This is a genomic window from Fibrella forsythiae, assembly GCF_017353175.1.
In the GTDB taxonomy this organism is placed as follows: domain Bacteria; phylum Bacteroidota; class Bacteroidia; order Cytophagales; family Spirosomataceae; genus Fibrella; species Fibrella forsythiae.
In genome coordinates this window covers 58,830-81,298 of record NZ_JAFMYW010000011.1, presented here as the reverse complement: position 1 = coordinate 81,298, position 22,469 = coordinate 58,830, and the positions used below count along the sequence as shown (strand labels likewise).

19 protein-coding genes are annotated in these 22,469 nt (G+C 53.5%); 7 read left to right on the top strand and 12 right to left on the bottom strand.

Annotated elements, in window-relative coordinates; genetic code table 11:
* The first annotated feature begins 2 nt into the window (after positions 1-2).
* On the top strand, positions 3-1,337 hold the full coding sequence (locus J2I46_RS27440) for an APC family permease (RefSeq protein ID WP_229379977.1): 1,335 nt from the start codon (positions 3-5) through the stop codon (positions 1,335-1,337).
* An 88-nt stretch (positions 1,338-1,425) separates the two neighbouring features.
* Here the strand turns inward: J2I46_RS27440 and J2I46_RS27435 are convergent, their stop codons facing one another.
* A complete protein-coding gene (locus tag J2I46_RS27435; RefSeq protein WP_207332302.1) occupies positions 1,426-2,301 on the bottom strand; it encodes a UbiA family prenyltransferase in 876 nt (291 codons plus the stop codon).
* A 118-nt stretch (positions 2,302-2,419) separates the two neighbouring features.
* Between J2I46_RS27435 and J2I46_RS27430 the strand changes: the two genes are divergently transcribed.
* The 3 genes from J2I46_RS27430 to J2I46_RS27420 all read left to right on the top strand — a co-directional run bounded on the left by J2I46_RS27430 (position 2,420) and on the right by J2I46_RS27420 (position 5,399).
* Positions 2,420-3,610, top strand: coding sequence for a type III polyketide synthase (locus tag J2I46_RS27430; protein ID WP_207332301.1), 1,191 nt, complete (start codon positions 2,420-2,422; stop codon positions 3,608-3,610).
* Between the two features lie 39 nt (positions 3,611-3,649).
* Entirely contained in the window at positions 3,650-4,228 is a 579-nt protein-coding gene (locus J2I46_RS27425; RefSeq protein ID WP_207332300.1) for a Crp/Fnr family transcriptional regulator, read from the top strand.
* Positions 4,229-4,727: 499 nt separating this feature from the next.
* Complete coding sequence (locus J2I46_RS27420; protein ID WP_207332299.1) at positions 4,728-5,399, top strand: alpha/beta fold hydrolase; 672 nt, start codon at positions 4,728-4,730, stop codon at positions 5,397-5,399.
* A gap of 64 nt (positions 5,400-5,463) precedes the next feature.
* Here the strand turns inward: J2I46_RS27420 and J2I46_RS27415 are convergent, their stop codons facing one another.
* The gene (locus J2I46_RS27415; protein ID WP_207332298.1) at positions 5,464-6,204 is read right to left on the bottom strand and encodes a glycosyltransferase family 2 protein; all 741 of its coding nucleotides are present in this window, start codon (positions 6,202-6,204) and stop codon (positions 5,464-5,466) included.
* Between the two features lie 144 nt (positions 6,205-6,348).
* Between J2I46_RS27415 and J2I46_RS27410 the strand changes: the two genes are divergently transcribed.
* Positions 6,349-7,416: a TerC/Alx family metal homeostasis membrane protein gene (locus J2I46_RS27410; RefSeq protein WP_207332297.1), complete on the top strand. Its 1,068-nt coding sequence runs from the start codon at positions 6,349-6,351 to the stop codon at positions 7,414-7,416.
* A gap of 107 nt (positions 7,417-7,523) precedes the next feature.
* Positions 7,524-11,504, top strand: coding sequence for an AAA domain-containing protein (locus tag J2I46_RS27405; protein WP_207332296.1), 3,981 nt, complete (start codon positions 7,524-7,526; stop codon positions 11,502-11,504).
* 19 nt (positions 11,505-11,523) lie between these two features.
* On the opposite strand, the gene xrtN is transcribed toward J2I46_RS27405, so the two are convergent.
* The 7 genes from xrtN to J2I46_RS27370 form a co-directional block, all read right to left on the bottom strand.
* The gene (xrtN, locus tag J2I46_RS27400) at positions 11,524-12,621 is read right to left on the bottom strand and encodes an exosortase N (RefSeq protein ID WP_374758107.1); all 1,098 of its coding nucleotides are present in this window, start codon (positions 12,619-12,621) and stop codon (positions 11,524-11,526) included.
* A 74-nt stretch (positions 12,622-12,695) separates the two neighbouring features.
* On the bottom strand, positions 12,696-15,326 hold the full coding sequence (locus J2I46_RS27395; RefSeq protein ID WP_207332294.1) for an XrtN-dependent VIT domain-containing protein: 2,631 nt from the start codon (positions 15,324-15,326) through the stop codon (positions 12,696-12,698).
* Between the two features lie 93 nt (positions 15,327-15,419).
* Positions 15,420-15,722, bottom strand: coding sequence for a winged helix-turn-helix domain-containing protein (locus J2I46_RS27390; protein WP_207332293.1), 303 nt, complete (start codon positions 15,720-15,722; stop codon positions 15,420-15,422).
* Between the two features lie 8 nt (positions 15,723-15,730).
* Positions 15,731-16,411, bottom strand: coding sequence for a hypothetical protein (locus J2I46_RS27385; protein ID WP_207332292.1), 681 nt, complete (start codon positions 16,409-16,411; stop codon positions 15,731-15,733).
* Between the two features lie 91 nt (positions 16,412-16,502).
* Positions 16,503-16,874, bottom strand: coding sequence for a diacylglycerol kinase family protein (locus J2I46_RS27380; protein WP_207332291.1), 372 nt, complete (start codon positions 16,872-16,874; stop codon positions 16,503-16,505).
* A 3-nt stretch (positions 16,875-16,877) separates the two neighbouring features.
* Positions 16,878-17,588: a DUF1361 domain-containing protein gene (locus tag J2I46_RS27375; protein ID WP_207332290.1), complete on the bottom strand. Its 711-nt coding sequence runs from the start codon at positions 17,586-17,588 to the stop codon at positions 16,878-16,880.
* 270 nt (positions 17,589-17,858) lie between these two features.
* Positions 17,859-18,962: an L-dopachrome tautomerase-related protein gene (locus tag J2I46_RS27370; protein ID WP_207332289.1), complete on the bottom strand. Its 1,104-nt coding sequence runs from the start codon at positions 18,960-18,962 to the stop codon at positions 17,859-17,861.
* A gap of 174 nt (positions 18,963-19,136) precedes the next feature.
* Between J2I46_RS27370 and J2I46_RS27365 the strand changes: the two genes are divergently transcribed.
* Positions 19,137-20,390, top strand: coding sequence for an MFS transporter (locus tag J2I46_RS27365; RefSeq protein ID WP_207332288.1), 1,254 nt, complete (start codon positions 19,137-19,139; stop codon positions 20,388-20,390).
* A gap of 67 nt (positions 20,391-20,457) precedes the next feature.
* Here J2I46_RS27365 and J2I46_RS27360 read toward each other — a convergent pair whose 3' ends face one another.
* The 3 genes from J2I46_RS27360 to J2I46_RS27350 all read right to left on the bottom strand — a co-directional run bounded on the left by J2I46_RS27360 (position 20,458) and on the right by J2I46_RS27350 (position 22,388).
* Complete coding sequence (locus tag J2I46_RS27360; protein WP_207332287.1) at positions 20,458-21,183, bottom strand: carboxypeptidase-like regulatory domain-containing protein; 726 nt, start codon at positions 21,181-21,183, stop codon at positions 20,458-20,460.
* 175 nt (positions 21,184-21,358) lie between these two features.
* The gene (locus J2I46_RS27355; protein WP_207332286.1) at positions 21,359-22,192 is read right to left on the bottom strand and encodes a phosphatidate cytidylyltransferase; all 834 of its coding nucleotides are present in this window, start codon (positions 22,190-22,192) and stop codon (positions 21,359-21,361) included.
* Positions 22,173-22,388 carry a putative signal transducing protein gene (locus tag J2I46_RS27350; protein WP_207332285.1) on the bottom strand — a complete coding sequence of 72 codons (216 nt, stop codon included), beginning with the start codon at positions 22,386-22,388 and terminating at the stop codon, positions 22,173-22,175. Before J2I46_RS27350 ends, J2I46_RS27355 begins: the two co-directional genes overlap by 20 nt.
* Positions 22,389-22,469 lie beyond the last annotated feature (81 nt).

The window sequence follows — 22,469 nt, the reverse complement described above, 5'->3', positions numbered from 1 at the left end:
TGATGAAACTCGCCCGCACTATTACTCTTCGGTCAGCTATTTTACTGGTAGTGAGTGGTATCGTTGGCTCCGGGGCATTCAAGAAAGTGGCTCCGATGGCGGCTGAACTGGGTTCACCTCTGCTGGTGCTGGGCTGCTGGGTCGGGGCGGGCATCATTAGTCTGGCCGGTGCACTGAGCAATGCCGAAATGGCTGGTATGTTTCCTGAATCAGGGGGTGAGTATGTGTATTACCAGAAAGTGTACGGTCGTTTTTTCGCGTTCCTCTACGGCTGGGGCAGTTTCGCCGTCATGAAAACGGCTACCATTGCGGCGCTGGCTTACGTCTTCGGTCAATCGCTGGTGCCTGTAATGGGCCTGTCTGACGAGTCGGCTGGCTGGGCTATTAAAGCCATTGCTTCCGGACTGATTCTGGGGCTAAGCTGGATCAATTACCGGGGCGTTTCGTTTGCCGAAGGGCTAAGTCGAACGCTAACGTACCTGATGTTTGGTGCCGTAGCCGTGATTCTCCTGATCGGCTTTCGGGCGCAAACCGGAGACGTGGCCCATCTGATTCAGCCGGGCCACCTGACCAGCTCAAACCCCGATTTGCTCAACGCTATTACCCTGGCCATGCTGGGCGCTTTCTGGGGCTACGAAGGCTGGAATTACATCGGCTTCATCGGCGAGGAGGTCAAAAATCCGCAACGGACAATTCCGCTCGCTCTGGGCATCGGTACGGGTATTGTCATGGGCATTTACCTGTTGCTCAACACCATTTACCTCTACGTATTACCCATTGATAGGCTGGCTCAACTTGCCCAGTTGCCGAATAAAATTGCGGCGGTCGAAGTGGTACGGCAGGCGGGGGGCTGGGTTGGCGCGGCGTTCATTTCGTGCCTGATTCTGGTAACGACCTTCAATTCCACCAATGCGTCGATTCTGATGTCGGCCCGGATTTTTTACGCCATGGCGCGCGACGGGGTGTTCTTCCGTTCAGCCGCCCGTATCCACGACCAGTACCAGACGCCGTCTGTCGCCATTTTTCTGCAAGGCATCTGGTCGGTGGCGCTGGTGTGGTCAGGTACGTTCGATCAGCTAACGGATATGCTGATTTTTGCGTCGTTTCTCTTCTACGGATCCACCGCGTTGGGCGTACTGATTCTTCGCCGGAAACATCCCGAGTTACCCCGCCCCTATCGGGTTGTTGGCTACCCAGTTGTGCCAGCCCTGTTCGCTCTTTTCTGCGCGGGTCTGGTTAGCCTAACCCTGATCAACCAACCCCGCGAAGCCCTGACCGGCCTCGCCCTGATGGCAACAGGCGTTCCGTTTTACTGGTTTTGGCGGCAACGTACCTGATCAATCGAGACGTGGCGATACGGATCGGCGCATTGTTTTCCAGACAATGACCAGCGGATAGGCCAAACAAGCGCCTGCTAAGAACTAGTTACGACTTGTACGCCAGCATGATCAGGAAGAAAATATTCATACCCCAACCGGTGAGGCGGGTCATCCACATGGCAGCGCGGTAATCGGCCGCAGCAGGGTTTTGCCACACGCGGTAGGTCAGCGCAGCCAGGTATACGACGCCGGGCGTAGTGAGCGCAATCATCAGGAAGAACGGCCAGGTGCCTTCATAGAAGATCAAAAAACCAACGCCCGACGCCAGCAAACACACCCATGCATTGATGAACGTACCCCGAACGCCCATCAGTCGGCTAATGGTGAGGTCACCCCGGCTGGCATCTTCGGCGTGCTGATACACCTGCGTAACGGGGTACAACGCCAGGATATTCAGCGTCGAAATCAACGTACCCAGCCCCAGCCCAATCTGGCTCGACGTGACAAATAGATCATAGAATGTCACGTTTTGCAGAATCATGTAGGTCATCAGGAAAACGAATCCACCCTGAAACGTACTGATCAGCAGCCAACTGGCAATGGGCCGTTTCTTGATGCGTATGCTTGTGTGGCTGTAGCATTTCATGAACGCGCCATAGACCAGAATGAACACTACGAACTGCACGTTGATGAACGCGCCCGCCAGTAAAGCCAGCGCTTCGAGGCCCATCGATACCCAGAATAACGTTCTATCGACAGGTGGCGGGGCTTCGAGTCCGTTTACGCTGCCTTCGTCTTTGTCGTAATAACTGTTGAACGTATTGGCCGCCGGGTACACCAGCACATGAATGATCAGCAGTACCCAAATCGCTCGCCACCAGTCGGTAATGCCCGGCCTTAGGGTCATGGCAAACAGGCAAACGGGAAGTAAGTAAATGGAGAAGGGTAGCCGTAGATGTAGCCAGATTGCGCGCAGCGTCATAATTGTGAGTAGAAAACAACCTTATACTGAGTAGGCAGTTATATGTAAAACATCGTGTTCCCGTCAAGGCACGTATATAAGCAATCAGGCGTCAGCCAACCCATCAACAACACTCCTAATGAACGTACCTGCCAGTTTTATCACATCGCTCGGTACTGCCGTACCCGGAACTGCAATTCCGCAAAGTCAGATTGCCCGCTTTATGGCAGAGGCACTGGAAATGGATGAACGGGACCAGCGTCGGCTGTCAGCGTTGTATCGCCAAACCCGGATCGATCAACGGCATTCAGTACTTTCCGATTACAGTCGTTCACGGGGTGAATATACGTTCTACCCCAACACCGAAGGACTTGAACCCTTTCCAACGGTTGGCCAACGCATGAAAATGTACCGACAGGAGGCCGTTCCGCTTGCGTTGCTTGCCATCGACGATTGCCTGAACAGTTACCCCAGCTTTGATAAACAGCGCATTACGCACATTGTAACCGTTAGTTGCACCGGCTTGTATGCGCCTGGCCCCGATATCGAAATCATCGAAGCAATGGGCTTGCCGGGCACTACCCAGCGCATGGCCATCAACTTTATGGGTTGCTACGGTGCCTTCAACGGACTGAAAGCCGCCGACGCCATTGTGCGTTCCACACCCGACGCCGTAGTATTGGTGGTTTGTGTGGAACTGTGCACGCTTCATTTCCAGAAAAAAAACGACCTGGATAACCTGCTCTCCAATGCGCTCTTTTCCGACGGGGCTGCTGCGGTACTCATCGAAGGAAAAGCGCGTACTGATCGATCACTACGGTTACGGTCATTTTATTGTGATCTGCTTCCCGCCGGCAAAGAGGCAATGGCCTGGCACGTCACCGACTTCGGCTTCGAAATGACGCTGACGTCTGAGGTGCCCTCGTTTATTCAGCAGGGAATTGGTCACATGCTGTCACGACTGCTCGAACGGAGCGGCCTTACTATCGGCGATATTGGCACGTACGCCCTGCACCCCGGCGGCAAGCGGATTCTGGAAGTGATTGAAGGACAGTTGGGCCTCGACCAGACCGATAATCGCTATGCGTATCAGGTCTTGAAGGAGTTCGGCAATATGTCGTCGGCCACGGTGCTGTTCGTGCTGAAAGCGATCTGGAACGACCTGGAAAACGCCGCCACCGACCCCGACAAAAACAGCGACGGTTCATTCAATATCCTCAGTTGTGCGTTTGGCCCCGGCCTTACCCTCGAATCCATGATTCTGGAAGCGAACTACACGCCGGTTTCGGAAGCAAAAGAGACAACCAACGCCGATCTGGTTACGGTGTAGGTACGTTGCTGGCTATATTGACGGCTGGTTGGTACAGCTATGATCATTTCGCCCAAAGAACTGCTTATTCGTTACATATCAGCAATAGCTCCTTTAGCTACTGATATTCTCGCTGATGTAGCGCAGGCTATTATGGTGCAGTCTGTTCCGAAAGGAACGATGTTACTCGAAGCGAACCGTGTTTGTCAGCATGTATGGTTTATTGCTGACGGCGCTGCTCGCGCTTTTTACTACAAAGACGGGAAAGAGGCAACGGCCTGGTTTATGGGGCAGCACGACTTCATTATTTCGGTCCGTAGTTTCATTGAACAAAAGCCCAGCTACGAATACATTCAGACCCTGACCGACTGCACGCTGGTCAGTATTTCGTATAGCCAGCTACAGCAGTTGTATCAGAAACACCCCACGTTCAACTCCGTTGGGCGTCAGCTCGTTGAAAAATACTATGCCCTAAGCGAAGAGCGCCTGTTTCACCTGCGCATGAACACTGCCGCAGAACGCTATGACCTATTGTTGACCACGCACCCAGCCATTTTCCATCAGGCATCGTTGAAACAGATTGCCTCCTACATCGGCGTTACGCCCGAAACCGTCAGCCGATTGCGCAAAAGGAAATAGCCAGGTACTTTCTTGAAATATGTTAAGAGAAACGTGGGAGTACGGATCGTGCTCTGTCTAATTCAATAGATAGACAGAGGTATGAAACAACGAGCCACAAAAGCCAGACTTAAGCGACTGGTCATAGTCAGTTTATGGCTCATTCCTATCGTCAACGTATACCCTGTTGGCAATATCATACTCTTAGTTGGCAACCACTTTCTCTATGTAACCAGATATGGTCAGTGGATTGAAGAGTGGCAGTTCTTTGGCTGGCGGTATGAAGACAGAATTGAAGCTTTTGACGAATACTGACGTCACCTTACTACAAAAAAGATTCAGTACTCTATCGCGTCGACGCCATCAATCCGTTAAAATGCTGGCGGTGGTATGATTACGTTACACATCCACGCTGGCAACTTCCGTACAACAGTCGGCCTGATACGCTACCTGTTAATAGCCACCCTATTGGCTCGGAACCCAAGCCGTTGCCGAATTAAACCTGTTGTAACTTGGTGCCATGTCTTCAAAACGAATCCTTTTCATCCACGGTAACCTCGACGTACCGGCTTCGTTTGATTCCCTGCTGCCGCTGTTACTACCCTGGGACATGCAATGCATCGATCTGGAAGATGATTTTAATGCCTGGGATGCCACAATACCCGTAACAGTCAGAACGGTAGCTGAGCGGGTGGTTAAAGCCTACAATATTGGTCCCGACGATCTACTAATTGGGCATTCAATGGGCGGCTGGATTGCCGCTCATGTGAAAGAGCTGACCGGAGCTACCGTGATTCAGCTCAGTTCCTGGACCGACCCGCGCAAAGTACGAGCCCCCATCCGTCAACTCGGCCTGATTCGGGCCATTGTCAGCAGCGGAGTGGCGCAACACCCGGCCTGCATCAGCATGGCCAAGCGACTGTATCCCTTTCGACAGTCTCGCGCCCGCATCCACGCTGCACTCGACCGGGTACAGCGCATGAATCCGGCGTATATGATCTGGCAATACGAGCTGATTTTCAGCACTGTTCCACCGCTTACAATCTTACCGGACCTACGTATCCACGATCGCCACGATATGGTCATCAGGTTTCCGGATGAGCCGTTTATCAACGTACCTGGCAATCATAAGATCCACGCGACAAACGCAGCGGGGGTAGCCGAGGCGATTAGGGGGTTTCTGGGTATGTAGTTTCGTCTCCGTGTGCTGGCGCGAGCCTGTAATCTCGTCAGCACACGCAGCACTGGAAGTTTCTCTATTTCAGCACTTTCCAGTCGATGAGTCCCCAGCGGGTGAGGCGGTACATGAGCGATACTTTCAATACGCCGAGTCCGTAGATGGAGCTGCGTTTGAAATTGATGGATGATGCTTCTTCAAAGTATTTGGTGGGGCAGGTCACTTCGGCGATCTCGAAGCCTTTGTAGAAAATCTGCGCGATCATCTCGTTGTCGAAGATGAAATCGTCGTCGTTGTGGGTAAAATCAAGCGCCCGTAGCACCTCGCCCGAAAACGCCCGGTAGCCCGTGTGGTATTCCGACAGTTTCTGGTTCATCAGAATGTTCTGCGTCAGGGTCAGGAAGCGGTTGGCTACGTACTTGTACATGGGCATCCCCCCTTTCAGAGCACCCTTTCCCAGAATCCGCGAGGCGAACACAACCGGGTAGAGGCCGTTGCCGATGATCGAGATCATAGCCGTGAGCAGCAGTGGCGTGTACTGGTAGTCGGGGTGCAGCATGATCACGATGTCGCCGCCGATTTCAAGAGCTTTGCTGTAGCAGGTTTTCTGGTTGCCGCCGTAGCCTTTGTTGACATCGTGCCGGATGACGTGCCGAATACCCAGGCCCTTCGCCACCTCAACAGTATTATCGGGGCTGTGGTCATCGACCAGAATAACATCATCGACCAGATCGAAGGGAATTTCGCGGTAGGTACGTTCAAGGGTTAGGGCGGCGCGATAGGCTGGCATCACCACCACTACTTTTTTACCATTATACATGAGTACAAAATTACGTAAGCTAACTGGCAACTGCGAATTTCGTGCCATCGGTTACGGCAGTAAGCCCGATATTGCAGCCTGATTTGCGAATAAGCGTCAACTTTTCCATCCGGGGCGCGTTATTCCAGCAGTTATCCATCACGTATGTTCACCAGCGAATCGTTGTTTTTCCTCGGCTTTGCCGTCTTTGTTCTCTTTGTCATGTCGCTCGATCTGGGCGTCTTTTCCTCTAAAAAAGCGCGTCAGAGTCACGTTGTTGGCTTTAAAGAGGCCGCCATCTGGAGTGCGATCTGGGTAGCGCTATCGGTTGGTTTCTACCTGTTTCTGCGCAATTACGGCTACCTCGTTCATGGCATCGACGATATGGCGAAACTTCAGGAAGTACGCGACCGGTACGCCGACCATGTGCAGCTAACAGGCCGCTCATTCGCTGAAAACCTGACCATCTTCCAGAAGAACATGTCGCTCGAATACATTACCGGCTACCTCGTCGAGTATTCGCTCTCTGCCGACAATATCTTTGTCTTTATCCTGATTTTCAGCTCATTCGGCGTTCGCGAACGCTACTACAAGAAGATCCTGGTGTGGGGAATTCTGGGCGCCATCATCCTGCGGTTCGGGTTCATCTTCCTGGGCGCGGCCCTGCTTGAGCGCTTCGACTGGATCATGTATGTATTCGGCGCGTTCCTGGTCTACACGGGCGCCAGCCTGTTCTTCCAGGGCGATGAAGATGAGCAGATCGATACGAAGAATCACCCGGTCGTCAAGTTCGTGTCGAAGTACATGAACGTGTATAAACGAAACGTGACCGACAATTTCTTCATCCGCCGCAAAAGCGATAATAAGCTGTTCGTAACGCCGTTGTTTATCGTAGTAGTGGTGGTAGCCTTCACCGATCTGGTATTTGCGGTCGACTCGATCCCGGCTATTTTCTCGATCACGAAAGACCCCTACATCGTCTTTTTCTCGAACGTGTTCGCGATCATGGGGCTGCGGTCGATGTTCTTCTTCCTGTCGAGCATCATGAGTCAGTTCCGCTTCCTGAAAACCGGTCTGGCCGTACTGCTGACGTTTATTGGCCTGAAAATGCTGTTTGAGTCTCAATTAGAGCATCTGGGCTTCAAACCGGCTTACTCGCTCTACGTCATCATCGGCATTCTGGCAACCAGCATCATCGCCTCGTACCTGATTCCCGAAAAGAAAGAAGCGTAATTAATTACGATGTACGAGGTACGATTTACGATGTGGCTCTGCCCGATAAGCAACTATAATCCAGCAGCTCTACACCGTGAATCGTACCTCGTAAATCGTACATTATAATGCATTTTTCTGCCACCGTTCTTAAAACGTACCGTCGCCGCCTCACCAACCTGAGCAGCCGCAACCGGTCGCTGCTATTGAGCAGTCTGCCCGTTGATCAGTTTGTGGATTTGCACGACGCGGATTTCCGGCTCAATAAATCATCGTTTGAACTACTGGCAGGCCTGATGGCCCGGAAGCCGCACGTGCCGCTCTGCGCCATCTCTGATCCGCGCGACGAACGGACCAACACCCTTAGTAAACGCCTCCGCCGCCTCTCGCGCACCGAACGATTCATTGAAGAAGAACGCGGCACCGAAGACCTCTACGTGGGATGGCCATTTGTACGCGGCCGATTCAACGACGGTACGCCCGTTCATGGCCCGCTGCTCTTTTTCCCGGTTCACCTGACTACCGAAGGCAACGAATGGCGCCTGGAACGGCGGGGCGACGTACCTGTGCAGTTCAACCAGTCGATGGGCCTGGCCTATAGCTACTTCAACGGCATTAAACTGGCCGACGAATGGCTCGATCCTGATTTCGACGGCCTCGACAAAGACCCGCTCACGTTCAGAATGCAGTTGTACGACTGGCTGAAAAGCAGCCCCTTTGAACTGAACTTTAACACCAGGAACTTCACCAACCTGCTTCAGCCGTTCGACAGGCAGTCGGCGAAATCGTTGACGCAGTTGGAGAAAGCTGGCGAATTGACCCTGATGCCTGAGGCAGTTTTGGGCATCTTTCCGCAGGCCGGATCTTTTTTAGTGCCTGATTACGATAAACTGTTGGAAGAAGGAAGGAACGGAGAAATGGAGGAAGAGGAGGCTGACGCGTCCGTTTCTCCATTCTCCCTTTCCTCCATTCCTCCTTCCTCCTTTTCTCCTTTAAAAGAATCCTCCCTTCTACTTCCATTGGCGGTCGATGCCTCGCAGGAAGCAGCCGTACGGGCCGTGAAAGCCGGCCATTCGCTGGTGGTGCAGGGGCCACCGGGAACGGGCAAATCGCAGTTGATTGCCAACCTCATGGCCGATGCCGCTGCCCAGGGTAAACGCGTATTGCTTGTTTGCCAGAAACGCGCCGCACTCGACGTAGTGCATCAGCGACTTAAACAGGTTGGCATGGAACCCTTTGCCGCACTGGTGCATGATTTTCAGGACGATAGAAAACCCCTGTATGCGCAACTGGCGGCTCAGATCGACGCCGTAGACAGTTATAAGCAGCAAAACAACGGCCTCGACGCGGTATTGCTCGAACGCGAATTTGACGTTGAAAGTCGCCGGATCGATACCCTGGTTGGTGAGTTACAGACCTTCAAAAACGCCTTGTTCGACCTGTCGATCTGCGGCGTGTCGGTAAAGGAGTTATATCTCAACAGCAACCCAAACAGCCTGTCGGGCGATGGCGGTACGTCCGGCCCTAACCTGAGCGACCTGTACCGTCATTTCCGGCTCGATACCGTTGGGCCGTTTCGGGAGCAATTGGGCAATTACCTCACCTATCGCAACCGTATCGGACCGGGGCACCCCTTTGCTGATCGGGTCAGCTTTGCCACCTTCACGGGGCAGGAACTGGCCGGTTTACGAAGTACCATCAACGAAGCAGCGAACGAACTATCGGCTCTGCTCAGCCGCGCCGAAACGCTGTTCGGGCAGGCAATGTCCTGGACAAGCCTGACCGAACAGATTGCGCCACAACGGCTCGAGCTTGACTCACTGGCACAGGCCGTTAGTGATCCGCTGGTCTGGGCCGTGCTGACCCGCATCGCAGCAGGATCACTGCCCGAAAACGCGGTGGCAACGTTCGCGAAAGATAAGACTGACCTGAACGCCATCGAATCGCGGGGATTGCTCCAGACGATGAATACGAACGGGCTTGCTGATCGGCTTCGGCAAGGCATTACCGCTCGACAGTCGATGTTCAACTGGCTGTTTTATAGCGATAAAGCCTACCTGACTGCGCTGGCGCAGGAACACAGGCTGGGTACGTCGCTGGCTGAGTTGCAGCAACTCGACGCCCGTTGGGTAAACCGGCAATCGTGGGAGGCGAGAGCCGACGAAACGGGGCGGCAATTTGCGGGCATTTCAGTGGTGGGCGCAACGCCGGACCAATCCAGACAAGCCTTACTAACGCTGGAAGCAGCTGTAGCTCGCGCCGAAGCCGTGTGGGTAACCCTCGGCAATCTGTTTCCAACGTTGCGTCAGTTTATCGTCAATGAAGCATCGGGCGCGTCATTCGGGCAGCAGCTGATGGACGTTCGCTTTCTGCTGGCCGATGTAGTAGCCCGGCAAACGCGCTGGCAAACGTACCTGACCGCCAGCCAACTATCGGTTATGTCTACTAACCCGACCGTTCAGGCAGCGGCCCTGCTAACAGCCCTTCGCACAGATGCCGATAACCTGATTGAGATGGATCGGCTCTGGACCACATTTACATCGGCAGAACAAAAAGCCGCCGCACGGGTCAACAACGTACCTGCGTTCGATAACGCCCTGCGCCTGGCCTGGATCGACGACATTGAGCAGCAACACCCCGAGCTTCGCAGCGTATCGTCGCTGAAAATGGGGCAAAACGAGGCCGCGCTTCAGCAAAGTATTCGGCAGAAACAGGCACTTACCCAGGCCATTCTGGGCCTGAAACTCCGCGAGCAGACGTACCAGGCGCTGGTAGTGAACCGGCTCAACAACACGGTCAGTTACCGCGAGTTACGGCATCAGGTAACGAAAAAGCGGAGCATCTGGCCCATCCGGAAACTGATGGAACAACATACCGACGAAGTGTTCCGGCTTGTGCCCTGCTGGATGGCCTCGCCCGAATCGGTGTCGACGCTGTTCCCGATGCAGGAGGGGCTGTTCGACCTGGTCATTTTTGATGAAGCGTCGCAGTGTTTTGCCGAAAACGGGTTGCCCGCCATGTTGCGCGGACAACAGGTGGTGGTAACCGGCGACAGTAAACAACTTCGCCCCAGCGACCTTTACCGCGCCCGTTTCGACACAGACGACGCATCGGAGTCAGACGCCACCGAAACCGTGATGCTGGAGGTGGAATCGCTGCTCGATCTGGCCGCGCAATACCTGCCTCAGGTGTCGCTGACGGGCCATTACCGCAGCCGGAGCCTCGACCTGATCGCTTTCTCGAACGAACATTTCTACAACAATACACTTACGCTCCTCCCCGACTTTGCGGAGATCAATAATCCCGAGCCCGGCATTCGGTACATGAACGTCAAGGGCAAGTGGGTCAATAACACCAACCCCATCGAAGCCGACGCCGTGCTGGCTCTTATCGGTCAGCTTCAAACCGACCTGCCCGGCCGTTCGATCGGCGTGGTGACCTTCAATTTTCAGCAGCAGCAGTTGATCCAGGACCTGTTGGAACATCAATCCACCCCGGTCAACGTTGAAACTGGCCCGGTTCCGCGGTTGGCAGAGGTTCGCTTCGTGAAGAATATCGAGAATGTACAGGGCGATGAGTGCGATGTGATCATCTTCTCGGTGGGCTACGCGCCAGATGAGCGTGGTAAGGTGGCTGCTCAGTTTGGGAGCCTGAATATGTCGGGTGGGGAAAATCGCCTGAATGTGGCCGTCACCCGGGCGCGGGAACGTACCTACGTCATTACGAGTGTTTATCCCGACCAATTATCGGTTGAGAACACGGCCAACGAGGGGCCGAAGGTTCTGAAAGCGTACCTGACCTACGCTCTTGAGGTAGCGCAGGGCAACTTCACCCCACAGCCGAGGCCCATTGTGGGCATTCAGGCGAGTGGCCTGCTGAAGAATACGCTGACGGCAAACCACCCCGACTGGCGCCCCGAACTTCCCTTCGCCGATTTAACCATTCGTGCAGGAAAAACGTATCAAGGCCTTGTTATGACCGACGACGATCAGTATTTCCAGCAAACGCCCAAAGAAGCCCACGCTTACCGCCCCTTTGCACTGGCCGATCGCCACTGGCCATTCCAGCGCAAATGGAGCCGCGAAATATGGCGGCAAGCGGGCCAGTAGCTTCGCAACACTCTCCTTGTCATTGCCAGCGCTTAACCGCAACAGCTAATTCACCGGGTGTGGCAACGGTAACGTTCAGCAGCGCAAAGCCGGGTTCGCCCCTCAGCATGCGCAATCGAACATCCAGTTGACCAATACTTTGGTGCAGGCCATTGGTAAACCACCAGGCAGTGTTCAGTGTATGTCGGCCTTTCTTCAGTTGCCCCGTATACACCCGTCGTCCGTTCATCGTCACCTCGCGCAGGTGGCAGAGCGTGTACCCCTGTCCTTTCCAGCAAACAGTTGGGCTATGTTCGGCGCTATACCAGTCGGGCAACGGTTTCACATAGATCAATTCGCCGGGGCGGCTGTATTGAACAAAGCCCAACTGAATGGTTTGCCGAACGTACCCAGCGCGTTGATCGGTTGAGTAAAGTTGCGTTGTTGGGCGACTAGCAGCCAGACAGAGCGCAGCAATGCCCAACGTACCTACACACGAGCGAAGTACCAGCGTCTGGCCTGATTCGTTGAATGTGACCGTACCATACCGGCCAACCAGCCAGCGGGCCAACACCCAAATTGGCAACCAGGCATACGCTAGTATACACATCAGCCCAACGGCTTCATGAAGCGGATTATCGGGCAGGAGCCTGAACAAAACCAGCAGGATAATCCTGAGCAGATTGGCAACCATCGTGAGACCCAGTGCTACGCCACCGTGTGCCAGCACCCAACCCAATGGCAGCGAACGTACCCAACGCCGCTCGTAGGCGAGTAGCCAGAAAAGGGCCAGCAACAAGGTAATGCCCGTCATCCGCAGGCCCATACAGGCGGGGTCGACGGCCATTTCCTGTCCGTAGAGCAGCAATATATTCCCGTCAACCTGCACGGGTATGCCTACTTGCCGTAGCAGCAGCCCGGCCCAGGCGCTGAGGCGCAGCCTAACCGCAAAACCAAACACACCGTCAACGTACCTGAGTAGGGGCGACAACGCTAGTAACGCCACTAATCGAGTCAGCCACCTATGCCGGCCAGGCTGACCGGGCATACTAGCGAAGCCAATCAGGGCCATCGTCAATAAAATCAGCAGATCGGGCATGGGAAGATGTGTAGTTGCGTTTACGGTTGACGCGTGGATAAGTAGCGCTTTGCCTGGAGGTTGGGTTACGTCACGCTATGTTGTCTTTCAACAAGCGCGACGCAATGTGTCCGTCAAACAAGCAGCCTTGGGCGCACGTAGAACCAGCCAACCAGTAGGGCAATTAGCACCATCATGGCCCATTCGTGCGGCTCAGGAACGGCCCCGTCCTGATTCAGAGTAGCATTGTCGAGCCCCTTCTTGTCAGCCTTGATGCCAAACCGATCGTAGTCTTTCGGCGTTTCCAGCACTACCAGGCTGGAAACGGGCGAGACAACGTGCCCCCGCTGCGCAATGGCAGCCAGGGTTTCATCGGCTCGGTATGTTTTGTCGAAGTAGCTTCGCCCTACACGCTGCATGAGTTGATTATACGTAAATAGCCGCAGCAGATGGTCGGGAGCCAGGTTTGCCTTTTGCCTGGATTGCCCTGCCGAGTCGGCCACTATTTGCCTGATAACCAAGCCTGAACCGGCTATCACAACCTGATTATCCGTAACTGCATCAGCGTTGAATTGATGCTTCGTCAAGAGCTGTTCCAGATTATTCAGATCGCCAGTTACGGTATGTAGCACGCGTAGTTCAGTCAGTGTTCTCAGGTAAGGTGGTAACTCGCTGGTCAGGCTGTAGGTACGTATGGGTGCCGTCAGGTACGTTGCCTGAGCGGCTAATCGATTGGCAAACGCGCTACTGTCAAGGTCAGTCAGGGTTGGGCCATTGGGCGTTCCTTTTGTGATAAAAAGAGAGGTTTCAGGCTTGGCAATCCGATAGATCGGGAAGAGGCTAAATGGCTGTTTCGTCAACGATTCAACCAGTTGTTGCCGATTGGTTTTTGTCATGGATACCAGCCCGTCGCGAAACACCCATACATGAGCTATATGTTGTTTATCAGCCAGTTCAATGAGTTTGTCAACGTCTGAACTGGTCCAGGTTTCGTTTATATCCAGGTAGAGATCAGTCGGTGTGAAAGGCTGTTTCACAGGTACATAGCTGGCTAGTTGATACGCTTTCCCATCCAGCTGGAATGGCTCGGGCGATAATGTCGGCGCGTTCATTTGTACCGACCAATCGGGCTGATACCGGCCATGCAGAATCAATTCGCGATTGACTGGCGCCCCCGAGATACCATTCAGTTCCAGGTTTGCCGGGTCACCATCAACGGTTAGTTTCAGCGTTTCTTTTGCCTGGCTGGCAGAGGGCCCTTCAAACCACGGGTTCTGGTAGGTCAGTGTTTTTCCGTTAAGGCGTAGTGGCGAGGTGATGCCAATTTTCACCTGTCGATCCTGCTTTGCCGGCACCGGAAATACCCGGATCGTTACCCGGTTGCCTTCCTGCCAGGTCACCACCGACGGATCGCGCTCGGCCACCCGACTCTCAACGCCAACAATTTGTTTATAGGCCGAATCGGCTTTCGCCTGCGTAGTGAGCCGGGCGGGTTCTTCCCGTCCGTTTATCCACAGCGACAGGGCCGACACGGCCGAGCCTTCGGGCAGATGAAACGTGTACAGGGCTTCACGGCTCTCCCACTGCCCGCTGTTCTGCACCCAGATGGTTTTTTCGGTATAGCTTAACCGGTACTGCGGCCAGACACGTACCTGCGTAGCTACCTGCGACGTGGTCAGGTTGCTCCCACTCCAGAGTTTTCGCTCGGTGCCATAGTGCTGTTGGCTTACCGCGCGTAACAGTTTAGTCTGTTCGTCGGCGGCAAACGCCGGAACGGGAAACAGACTATGGGCTATTACTACGAGTGGGTCGTGAATCCGAACGTCATTCAGGCCCATTTGCCCGCCCAGCGAACGGCTCCAGGGCGATGTGCTGTACACAATACCCTCTTTCAGAATTCGGTCAGTAACTGGCCCCGAATGGAGTTGCTGTGCCATCTGAACCCAGTCGGGCAAATCACTGGTATGGCGTAGGGCGGCATCCATACGTACCTGATCGAGCCTGTCGACGGTGCGGTACCAGTTGGCCAGAAAAAGGAGAAGCAGCGATACCGGAATCAGCAGACCCGCCGCCACGGCGCCGCGCAGGTACGTTCGTTGCCGCACTGCTACAACCAGTTGCCGCCCCACCACAAACGCCAGTAGGGCAGGTACAAACGTATGGAACGAGATGCCCAGCACTAACAATGCCGGAACGCTTATGGCGTAAAAAGGGCCAACGTATATAGCCTGATAGAGAAACAGTAAGAACGCTCCCGCCAAGCCCGCGTATAGCAGTTGTTGCCCCCAGGCCGGTAGTTTGTCGGCCCAGGTATGGAGCACCATTAGGGCACCGCTACCCGCAATTATCCAGCAAAGCCAGGGAGCCGATTGCTCGAAAATAGCTACATGCCGGTTCAGCGCGAACGCACTGATATACCAAAGCACAAGCGATAGCCAGACCGATGCCTGCTGCCGACGGTCGTTTCTCAGTAAATAGCCGAACCGACTACGCGGGAGCACGATCAGACTGAAAACAAACGCAATGATATAATGAAGGTTAAAAAAGAGGAAGCCGTCATCTGTCAGTACGTTCAGCAACGGACCATGCGCTATAAATAACCCGGCCGAAAAAGTAAGCAACCAGCTTGCTGTTCGAAAAATCGGATCATCGAAAGGAGATCGCCAGTTTGTAAGGGCTTCGTTCTCAGTGCGAGGGGCGGGGCTCAACAGCGCAGGTCGCGCCTGCGCTTCGGGTACGTTCTCAACGACACGGTTCGCTAACATAAAGTACTTTGTTTTTCAAAGTGAAAAGATAAAAACGGTGTGGATAAACGGAAAGATCAGCTTAAAAGAAGTGCAGTAACGGGGTGATAATCTTTAAATAGCGCCTCGGATAAATGCCTCCAGCGCATTGAGGTGGTCGGTAAATGCCTGCTTGCCGGTGTCGGTAGCCAGGTACGTTGTATTGGGTTTTCGGCCAACAAACTGTTTCTGAACCAGCACATAACGCTGCTCTTCCAGCGCCCGGAGGTGCGTGGCCAGGTTCCCATCGGTGAGATTGAGCAGTTCTTTCAATTCGTTAAAACTGACCGCATCGTTTACCATCAGCACCGACATGATGCTGAGGCGAGCCTTGCTTTCAAAGGCCTTATTGAAGCGGGACAGTACGTCGTTTGTCATGCGGTGAGTCAATCATTCGTGAGCAGCCCGTTCGTGGGGCGCCCATGCGTGGGGCGATCATACTTAAGCCACATCACCGTGCCATATACCACGTGCAATACACCAAAACCAATGGTCCAGGCAAGCAGGCTGTAGCCCGTCAGGAAAAGCGACAGCAGCCCCAACACAATTTCGCACAGGCCAAGGTACTCCAGATCGCGGTAGGTGTAGCGGCTGGCGTTTAGCAAGGTGAGGCCGTAAAACGTGAGCATGGTGGGGCAAACAAGCCAGAGCAACTGGTGATAAACCAGCCCCAGGCAGAAGATACCGGCCGCCAGTAACGGCACCGCCAGGGCACCAATCAGTCGGCGAGAGGCTGATGTCCATACGCTGAGTCCCTGCCGCCGGGCCTTTCGCGAGGTAAAATACCAGGCCGCAAGTAGTGCCAGCGTTAAGACGATACTGGCGTCGATAAACAGGAATTCCATCAACTGCCGGCGCGACATAGGCGTAAACGTGTCATAATGAGCGGAATCGAAAAATGTGAACCAGCCCTTACGCAGCCGTAGGTAAGCCGCCAAAGCGCCGCCCATCGCAATCAGCCCTGCCGATACGCCTGAGAGGCCGCTCAACGACAGAAACTTGGTCGACCGTTCCATGAGCCCACGGATCTCGGTCAGAGTTTGTAGATGTTCGCGAGATTCGGTCATATTGTTGAAAAGGGGTACGCTGATGTAGGGAATAAGCCAATTGACATGGAACGTTGAGTAGTGAACTGGTGGGATGTTCGAAACAAAACGGTTAGAGGGAAATTAGGGCAAGTAGCTTGGGCGCGAAGATAAGCAACCCGACCAGCAGCGCCACAACAGCAACGATCAGTACCGCCCCTGACGATAAATCTTTGGCAGCCCCAATCAGTGGATCGTGTTGGGTAGTAACCCGATCGGCTAGTTTTTCGAGGGCCGTATTGACGCTCTCGGTAGCCATGACAAGCCCAATCTGGGTAATGATCAGCACCCATTCTGTGGTTGAAAGGTGTAGCCAGAACCCCGCTCCTATCACCAGTATGGCCGCCAGCAAATGTATTTTGGCGTTGTTTTCGAACCGGAACAGATCAACAATTCCCCGTGCGGCAAACTGAAAACTTCGGAGAAACTTGGGGATGTTGATCATGTATCAGCTCGTCAATTCTTTTTCGACGTAAATGTAGAAGGCAACATACAGTGTTGCCAGCCCGAAGCCATACGTTAACGCTACTTTTTGCGCCAACGGATCATGAAGCGACGTCCATAAACTGCGCGTCAGAATCATAGGCTGTGTCAGAATGCTCCAGCTGTTCCAGCGAATGTACCGCCCCAGGTAGATACCAAAGCCCGCCAGCCCCTGACACGCCATAATGAACACCCAGGATGGCAGCGATCCGGTGAGGGTTCGTACGGTGCGGTGAGCAAGCAGGGTACTATAAAGTCCCGCCAGCAAGCCTGTTACGGCCCCAACAAAGATCATCAGCGTATCGAACCAGACCATCTGCCCATCGGTCATGCGAAGATGGAACAGGTCGGTGATGATGTATGGCGCATTGGGCATGAATAGCAGCCACAGGCCAACCATCAGCCACGAAACAGTTTGATCGCGCCGGCCCCGCCCCAGAACGCCCGAGACCCGAAGGTCGCGGAGGACAAGCATGACACCCAGCGGAAACCAGGCCAGAAACAGGTTCCACATCAGAAACATGAAGAACCACCAATTGCCGGTAAGTGCCCCACGGACGGTTACCAGGATAAAACAGACGCCCGTCAGCAGGGTCAGGGCAGTTAGCCCTTTCCCCTTTGATGGCGTTACGGTGGGTAGAGTACGCTCTACCAATAACTTAGTCGGATAAAGCATTGTGCTGAAAGTACTTTGAATTACAAAGCAAATCGATTTCACTTTGTAATTCAAAGTGAAATGAAAATAAATTTTCAGGATTGATTAAACGGTGTCTGGCAGATTGGTGGATTGGTTGGTTAGTTGATTGGTTAACTGGTTGACTAGTTGGCTAGTTAATTGGTTAACTGGTTGATTGGTAAAGCGTTACAGTTCCGGATGACCAATTCACCAGCCAACTAGTCAACCAGTTAACCAATCCACCAGCCAACCAATCCACCGACCCACCAATCAATTCCTGATTTTAACCCGGAACAATTCATACGGGCGTTTGCGAGTGTCTTTGCCACCGTTGTTTTTGGCCATGTGGTCAATCTGCGACGTTGTCACGTACAGATACCCATCGTGTATGGCGTAGCTATCTGGCCATTGCAGAAGGGTCATGTCTTTTACCAGATTCGTCCGCTTGAGCGGTGGCTTCGGGTTTCCGCTGGTTTGCAGGCTATAGAGCTCATACCCCTGAATATCACCCAGATATAGATTTCCGGCTTCGTCGATGATCATACCATCGGTGGTGGTGTAGTTGCCCATATCCTCTACTTTTGCCTTTAGATCAGCATCGCTCAAACTGGCATCGCGCAGGGCCGCCGTCGAGATTCGATAAAGTCTATTATCACTCAATGGCTTATAATACAGCATGTCGCCATCAGGCGTTAGTGCCAGGCCATCCGAATTGAATTTTACCGGCCCTTTATCGTCCCGCAATTCCCGACCATCAATCACAAATTTGAACAACGGGTCTGCTTTCATCGACTTATCGCCCTGTAATTTCATCGTGATCTTGCCGCTGTTGATGTCGATCACAGCAACGCCCCCATTCTTCGATTCGGTTACATATACCACCTCTCGCTGCGTATCGACCCGGATATCGTTGAGGTAGCTGTCTGGCCCAACAATGTTCTTGAAGGAATATTGCCGGATCACTTTATTGGTCGCCAGATCGAAGCAAACCAGCTTGTGCGCATCCCGATAGACTCCCGTCTGTTTAGGGCTGGCCGGATCGATAACCCACAACCGGTCTTTGGCATCAACAAATTCTGATTGAACGCACACCCATCGATTGGTTGGGTCCTGCCCCATCTTCCAGCTGTTCCAGGCCGCGTCAGGATATGGTTTCACCGACCCGTCTTTCATTACTTCAACCAGTGCGTACTTGTATGTGTCAGACCAGAGGGGGTAATTAATGAATATCCGCCCGCTTTTCGAGACGGCCACGCCCGTCAGCTGATAGGTATTGTCTTTGAATACAGGTTCCAGTTTGGCCTGGGCAGTTGCCATTTGGGCTATACCGGCGAATGCCAGACCGAGCCCCATATGTATAAACCACTTTTTCATTAGTCGTTGAGATGTTTAGGTCAAAACGGGTCAGGTACGTTGAAGGTTTGGGAAGGTTAGGGAATAGGCAACTAGGTAAGTCGTAAGAGCTACGCTTATCTGGCCCAGGTAAAAGAGCAACACCACTATCGACTATTGACTTATGACTACTGACTTATTTCTTATATTTCCTGCATGCAATCTTCGCCCCCGCTATCAACCGCTGCTGCTCTTCGCGCTACCCTTACGCTGCCCGTACTGGTGGCCGCGCTCGGGTATTTTGTCGACGTATACGACCTGCTTCTGTTCAACATTGTCCGGGTACCCAGCCTTACCGAACTCGGGTTATCGGAGAAAGAAATCTCGCTGGTTGGCGGGCGTATCTACAATTTTCAGCAGGCCGGTCTACTACTGGGTGGCGTGCTTTGGGGAATCCTGGGCGACAAACAGGGACGGCTATCGGTTTTGTTTGGCAGCATCATTACCTACTCACTGGCTAATCTGGCCTGCGGCATGGTACACTCAACAGAAACCTACGCCTGGCTGCGCTTCATGGCTGGTCTGGGCCTGGCGGGTGAACTGGGCGCTGGTATTACGCTGGTGAGCGAAGTATTACCCAAACACCTGCGGGGCTATGGTTCGTCGGTAGTAGCCAGCGTTGGACTTCTGGGTGCTGTGGCGGCTTTCCTCACGGTACAGATCACAGGCAACTGGCGGCTGACGTACCTGATTGGCGGAGGACTTGGGTTAGCCCTGCTACTGCTACGTATTGGGGTGCTGGAATCAGGTCTGTATAAAGACGTGGCGCAGCAGGCCGTAAAGCGGGGGAACTTCGGCGTCTTCTTCACCAACCGCGACCGGTTTATGCGCTATCTCCGTTGTATGGGTATCTCGCTCCCAACGTATTTCGTCATTGGCATGCTGGCCACCTTTGGCAATGAATTCGGGAAAGCGCTGGGTATCGAAACGGCCATTGTACCGGGGAAATGCGTGCTGTACACCTACATTGGCATGGCAGCGGGCGACTTGTTCAGCGGGCTTTTCAGTCAGTGGTTACAGTCTCGCAAAGCTGCCATTGGGTGGATGATGAGCTTTACGGCAGTCTTTGTCGTGCTCTTCCTGTCGGGTGCAGTGAACTCGGCGCCGGTATTCTATCTAGTTTGCGGCTGTATGGGGTTTGGCATCGGCTACATCGCGATGTTCCTGACCATTACGGCCGAGAGTTTCGGTACCAACCTGCGCGCTACGGCCACAACCTCAGTTGCCAATAATGTGCGGGCCACCACACTCCTGAGCATCCCTGCCTACCAATACCTGAAAACCATTCCCTCGCTCGGTATAATCGGGGCGGCGTCGGTTATCGGGCTTATCTTCTTCGCTCTCGGAGCCTGGTCACTAAGTGCCATCGGCGAGACCTACGGGAAGGAACTGGATTATGTGGAAGGGTAAACGTTAAGAATGGCTCCGCTAACAGGCGTACGGTGCTGTTAGCGGAGCCATTCTTAACGCCTAACTATTAATTGTTCAGGATCTGATCGCGGCGGATGTTCTCGGGGGGGGCGTTGTTCAGGCCCTGCCGGTATTCCTTCGTTTTAAAATCACCCCGCTTCACCGATTTGATGAAGTTGGCCCAGGCAAAGGGGTTTAGGAAAGGAAACGTCGTGACAGAACCACGGCTCGTAACGGCCTCGCGACCCAGGAACTGCTGATTCATGAAATACTGGTGATTCGACATTGCCCCCATCGGCGTGGCAGCCATAGCTCTTAACAGTGCCTGCGGATCGGTATTTCTGGCCAATGCATCACGATCCCGCTGATCGGGCAGTTTCATGTTGATCAGCGCCTGCTTGAAGAGTTCTTCCGTTGGATACGGATACACCTTTACTTCCGACAGCAGTTTCACGTCTTCCTGCAGTGCCACCACAGCCGAATAGGTTGGCTCAGTCAGACGGCGGGGAATGATATGATACTGCGTTTTGTACCCTACGTAGCTGAAGATCACACTATCGCCGGGAAATACGGGCAGCGCGAAATACCCGTTCGTGGCCGACAGCACACCTTTACCAGCGCGGGGAATGAAGATACGGGCCAGCGGAAGTGGTTCATTGCTTTTGCCGCCCGTGATAATTCCGGTAAACGTAATCTGGGAATCCTGCCCCTGCGCCAGGCCATCAGTGGTCAGGCTGAACAGTATTGCCAGTAGGCCAAGCCACGCACTATATCGTTTGATCAATCGAGTCATATCGGACGAAAAAAGACAACCTACCCAACAAAACAATCAGTTTGCCAGCGGGCGGTTGGCAAAGAGACCCCTAATTGCGAGCAGGGGTTGTTGCAACTACTAACAAAGTAATGGTCCATGCGGTTGCAACAGGCTGATCAACCCCAGAATTTAACGAATATTAATGAGCCGTTGATCAGGCAAACAACTTCAGGAATGTCAGGATAAACGGAGCCGCCAGCAACAGACCGTCGAACCGATCCAGGAAGCCACCATGACCGGGAATACTCGTCCCCGAATCTTTGATGGCAATACTCCGTTTGAACAGCGATTCGACCAGATCACCATACGTACCTGTCACCACGATAATAGCACCAATACAGTACCACTGCCAGGGCGTCAGCTCAGGTGCATACCAGGTTAGTGCCAACGCCACCAGCCCCGCCGCGATTGCTCCGCCGATACTCCCCTCCCACGACTTTTTGGGCGACACCCGCTCGAACAGCTTCCGCCGACCGAATTTGGTACCGGCAAAGTAGGCGCCAATGTCAGAGGCCCACAGCAGGAAGAGGCAACCCAGAATAACATTGGGCTGGTACGTACCCGTACGCAGGGCCAGCACATTCAGCAGCGCGAAGGGAATACCCACGTAAATGATCCCGAGAAACGTGAAGCCGATGTTGGTAAAGGGTTTCATGTCTTTCTTCTTGTACAATTTGATCAGAAAGATCATCGACGAAGCCGGGCTGATCAGGTAATAGGCCGATTCAGCAACGATTCCCGTTTCGACCAGAAAAGTCAGTACACTCACCAGGCAACCCACCACCGTACCGTAGTAGGTCAATGGCTGGTTGCCATCCAGCCCCAGCAGCCGATAAAATTCAATCTGCGCCAACGCGCTGATAACCAGAAACAACAGAGCAAACGTGTAAACGCTGTAGCTGATGCAAAAAAGGATGACGGCTACGCCGAAAATGGCCGCAATAACGCGCTGTTGTAGGTTCGACAGCTCAGCTAATCGTTGTCTCATTATCTAAGATTATACGGGCAATAATAGCATCTTTCGTCGGGACGTACACTTCATAGTTACCGAACAGTTCGGGGTAGGAGCTACTTTGCTTGTTAATAATAACGGCGTCAATGTCATTTTCTACCAGTTGCGCCTTCGCCAGCTCGGCCTGATACGGCTGTTTTGTCACCAGCACTTTTTCCCAATCTGTTGTCATATCTCAGTTATCAGTGAGCAGTTATTCATGAACCGTTATCAGCTTTGCAGAAGGAACGTACCTGAGCAATGCTGATAACGG

Coding starts and splice junctions, on each gene's coding strand:
- J2I46_RS27440 (WP_229379977.1), top strand. CDS start 3: ATGAAACTCGCCCGCACTATTACTCTTCGGTCAGCTATTTTACTGGTA.
- J2I46_RS27435 (WP_207332302.1), bottom strand. CDS start 2,301: ATGACGCTGCGCGCAATCTGGCTACATCTACGGCTACCCTTCTCCATT.
- J2I46_RS27430 (WP_207332301.1), top strand. CDS start 2,420: ATGAACGTACCTGCCAGTTTTATCACATCGCTCGGTACTGCCGTACCC.
- J2I46_RS27425 (WP_207332300.1), top strand. CDS start 3,650: ATGATCATTTCGCCCAAAGAACTGCTTATTCGTTACATATCAGCAATA.
- J2I46_RS27420 (WP_207332299.1), top strand. CDS start 4,728: ATGTCTTCAAAACGAATCCTTTTCATCCACGGTAACCTCGACGTACCG.
- J2I46_RS27415 (WP_207332298.1), bottom strand. CDS start 6,204: ATGTATAATGGTAAAAAAGTAGTGGTGGTGATGCCAGCCTATCGCGCC.
- J2I46_RS27410 (WP_207332297.1), top strand. CDS start 6,349: ATGTTCACCAGCGAATCGTTGTTTTTCCTCGGCTTTGCCGTCTTTGTT.
- J2I46_RS27405 (WP_207332296.1), top strand. CDS start 7,524: ATGCATTTTTCTGCCACCGTTCTTAAAACGTACCGTCGCCGCCTCACC.
- J2I46_RS27395 (WP_207332294.1), bottom strand. CDS start 15,326: ATGTTAGCGAACCGTGTCGTTGAGAACGTACCCGAAGCGCAGGCGCGA.
- J2I46_RS27390 (WP_207332293.1), bottom strand. CDS start 15,722: ATGACAAACGACGTACTGTCCCGCTTCAATAAGGCCTTTGAAAGCAAG.
- J2I46_RS27385 (WP_207332292.1), bottom strand. CDS start 16,411: ATGACCGAATCTCGCGAACATCTACAAACTCTGACCGAGATCCGTGGG.
- J2I46_RS27380 (WP_207332291.1), bottom strand. CDS start 16,874: ATGATCAACATCCCCAAGTTTCTCCGAAGTTTTCAGTTTGCCGCACGG.
- J2I46_RS27375 (WP_207332290.1), bottom strand. CDS start 17,588: ATGCTTTATCCGACTAAGTTATTGGTAGAGCGTACTCTACCCACCGTA.
- J2I46_RS27370 (WP_207332289.1), bottom strand. CDS start 18,962: ATGAAAAAGTGGTTTATACATATGGGGCTCGGTCTGGCATTCGCCGGT.
- J2I46_RS27365 (WP_207332288.1), top strand. CDS start 19,137: ATGCAATCTTCGCCCCCGCTATCAACCGCTGCTGCTCTTCGCGCTACC.
- J2I46_RS27360 (WP_207332287.1), bottom strand. CDS start 21,183: ATGACTCGATTGATCAAACGATATAGTGCGTGGCTTGGCCTACTGGCA.
- J2I46_RS27355 (WP_207332286.1), bottom strand. CDS start 22,192: ATGAGACAACGATTAGCTGAGCTGTCGAACCTACAACAGCGCGTTATT.
- J2I46_RS27350 (WP_207332285.1), bottom strand. CDS start 22,388: ATGACAACAGATTGGGAAAAAGTGCTGGTGACAAAACAGCCGTATCAG.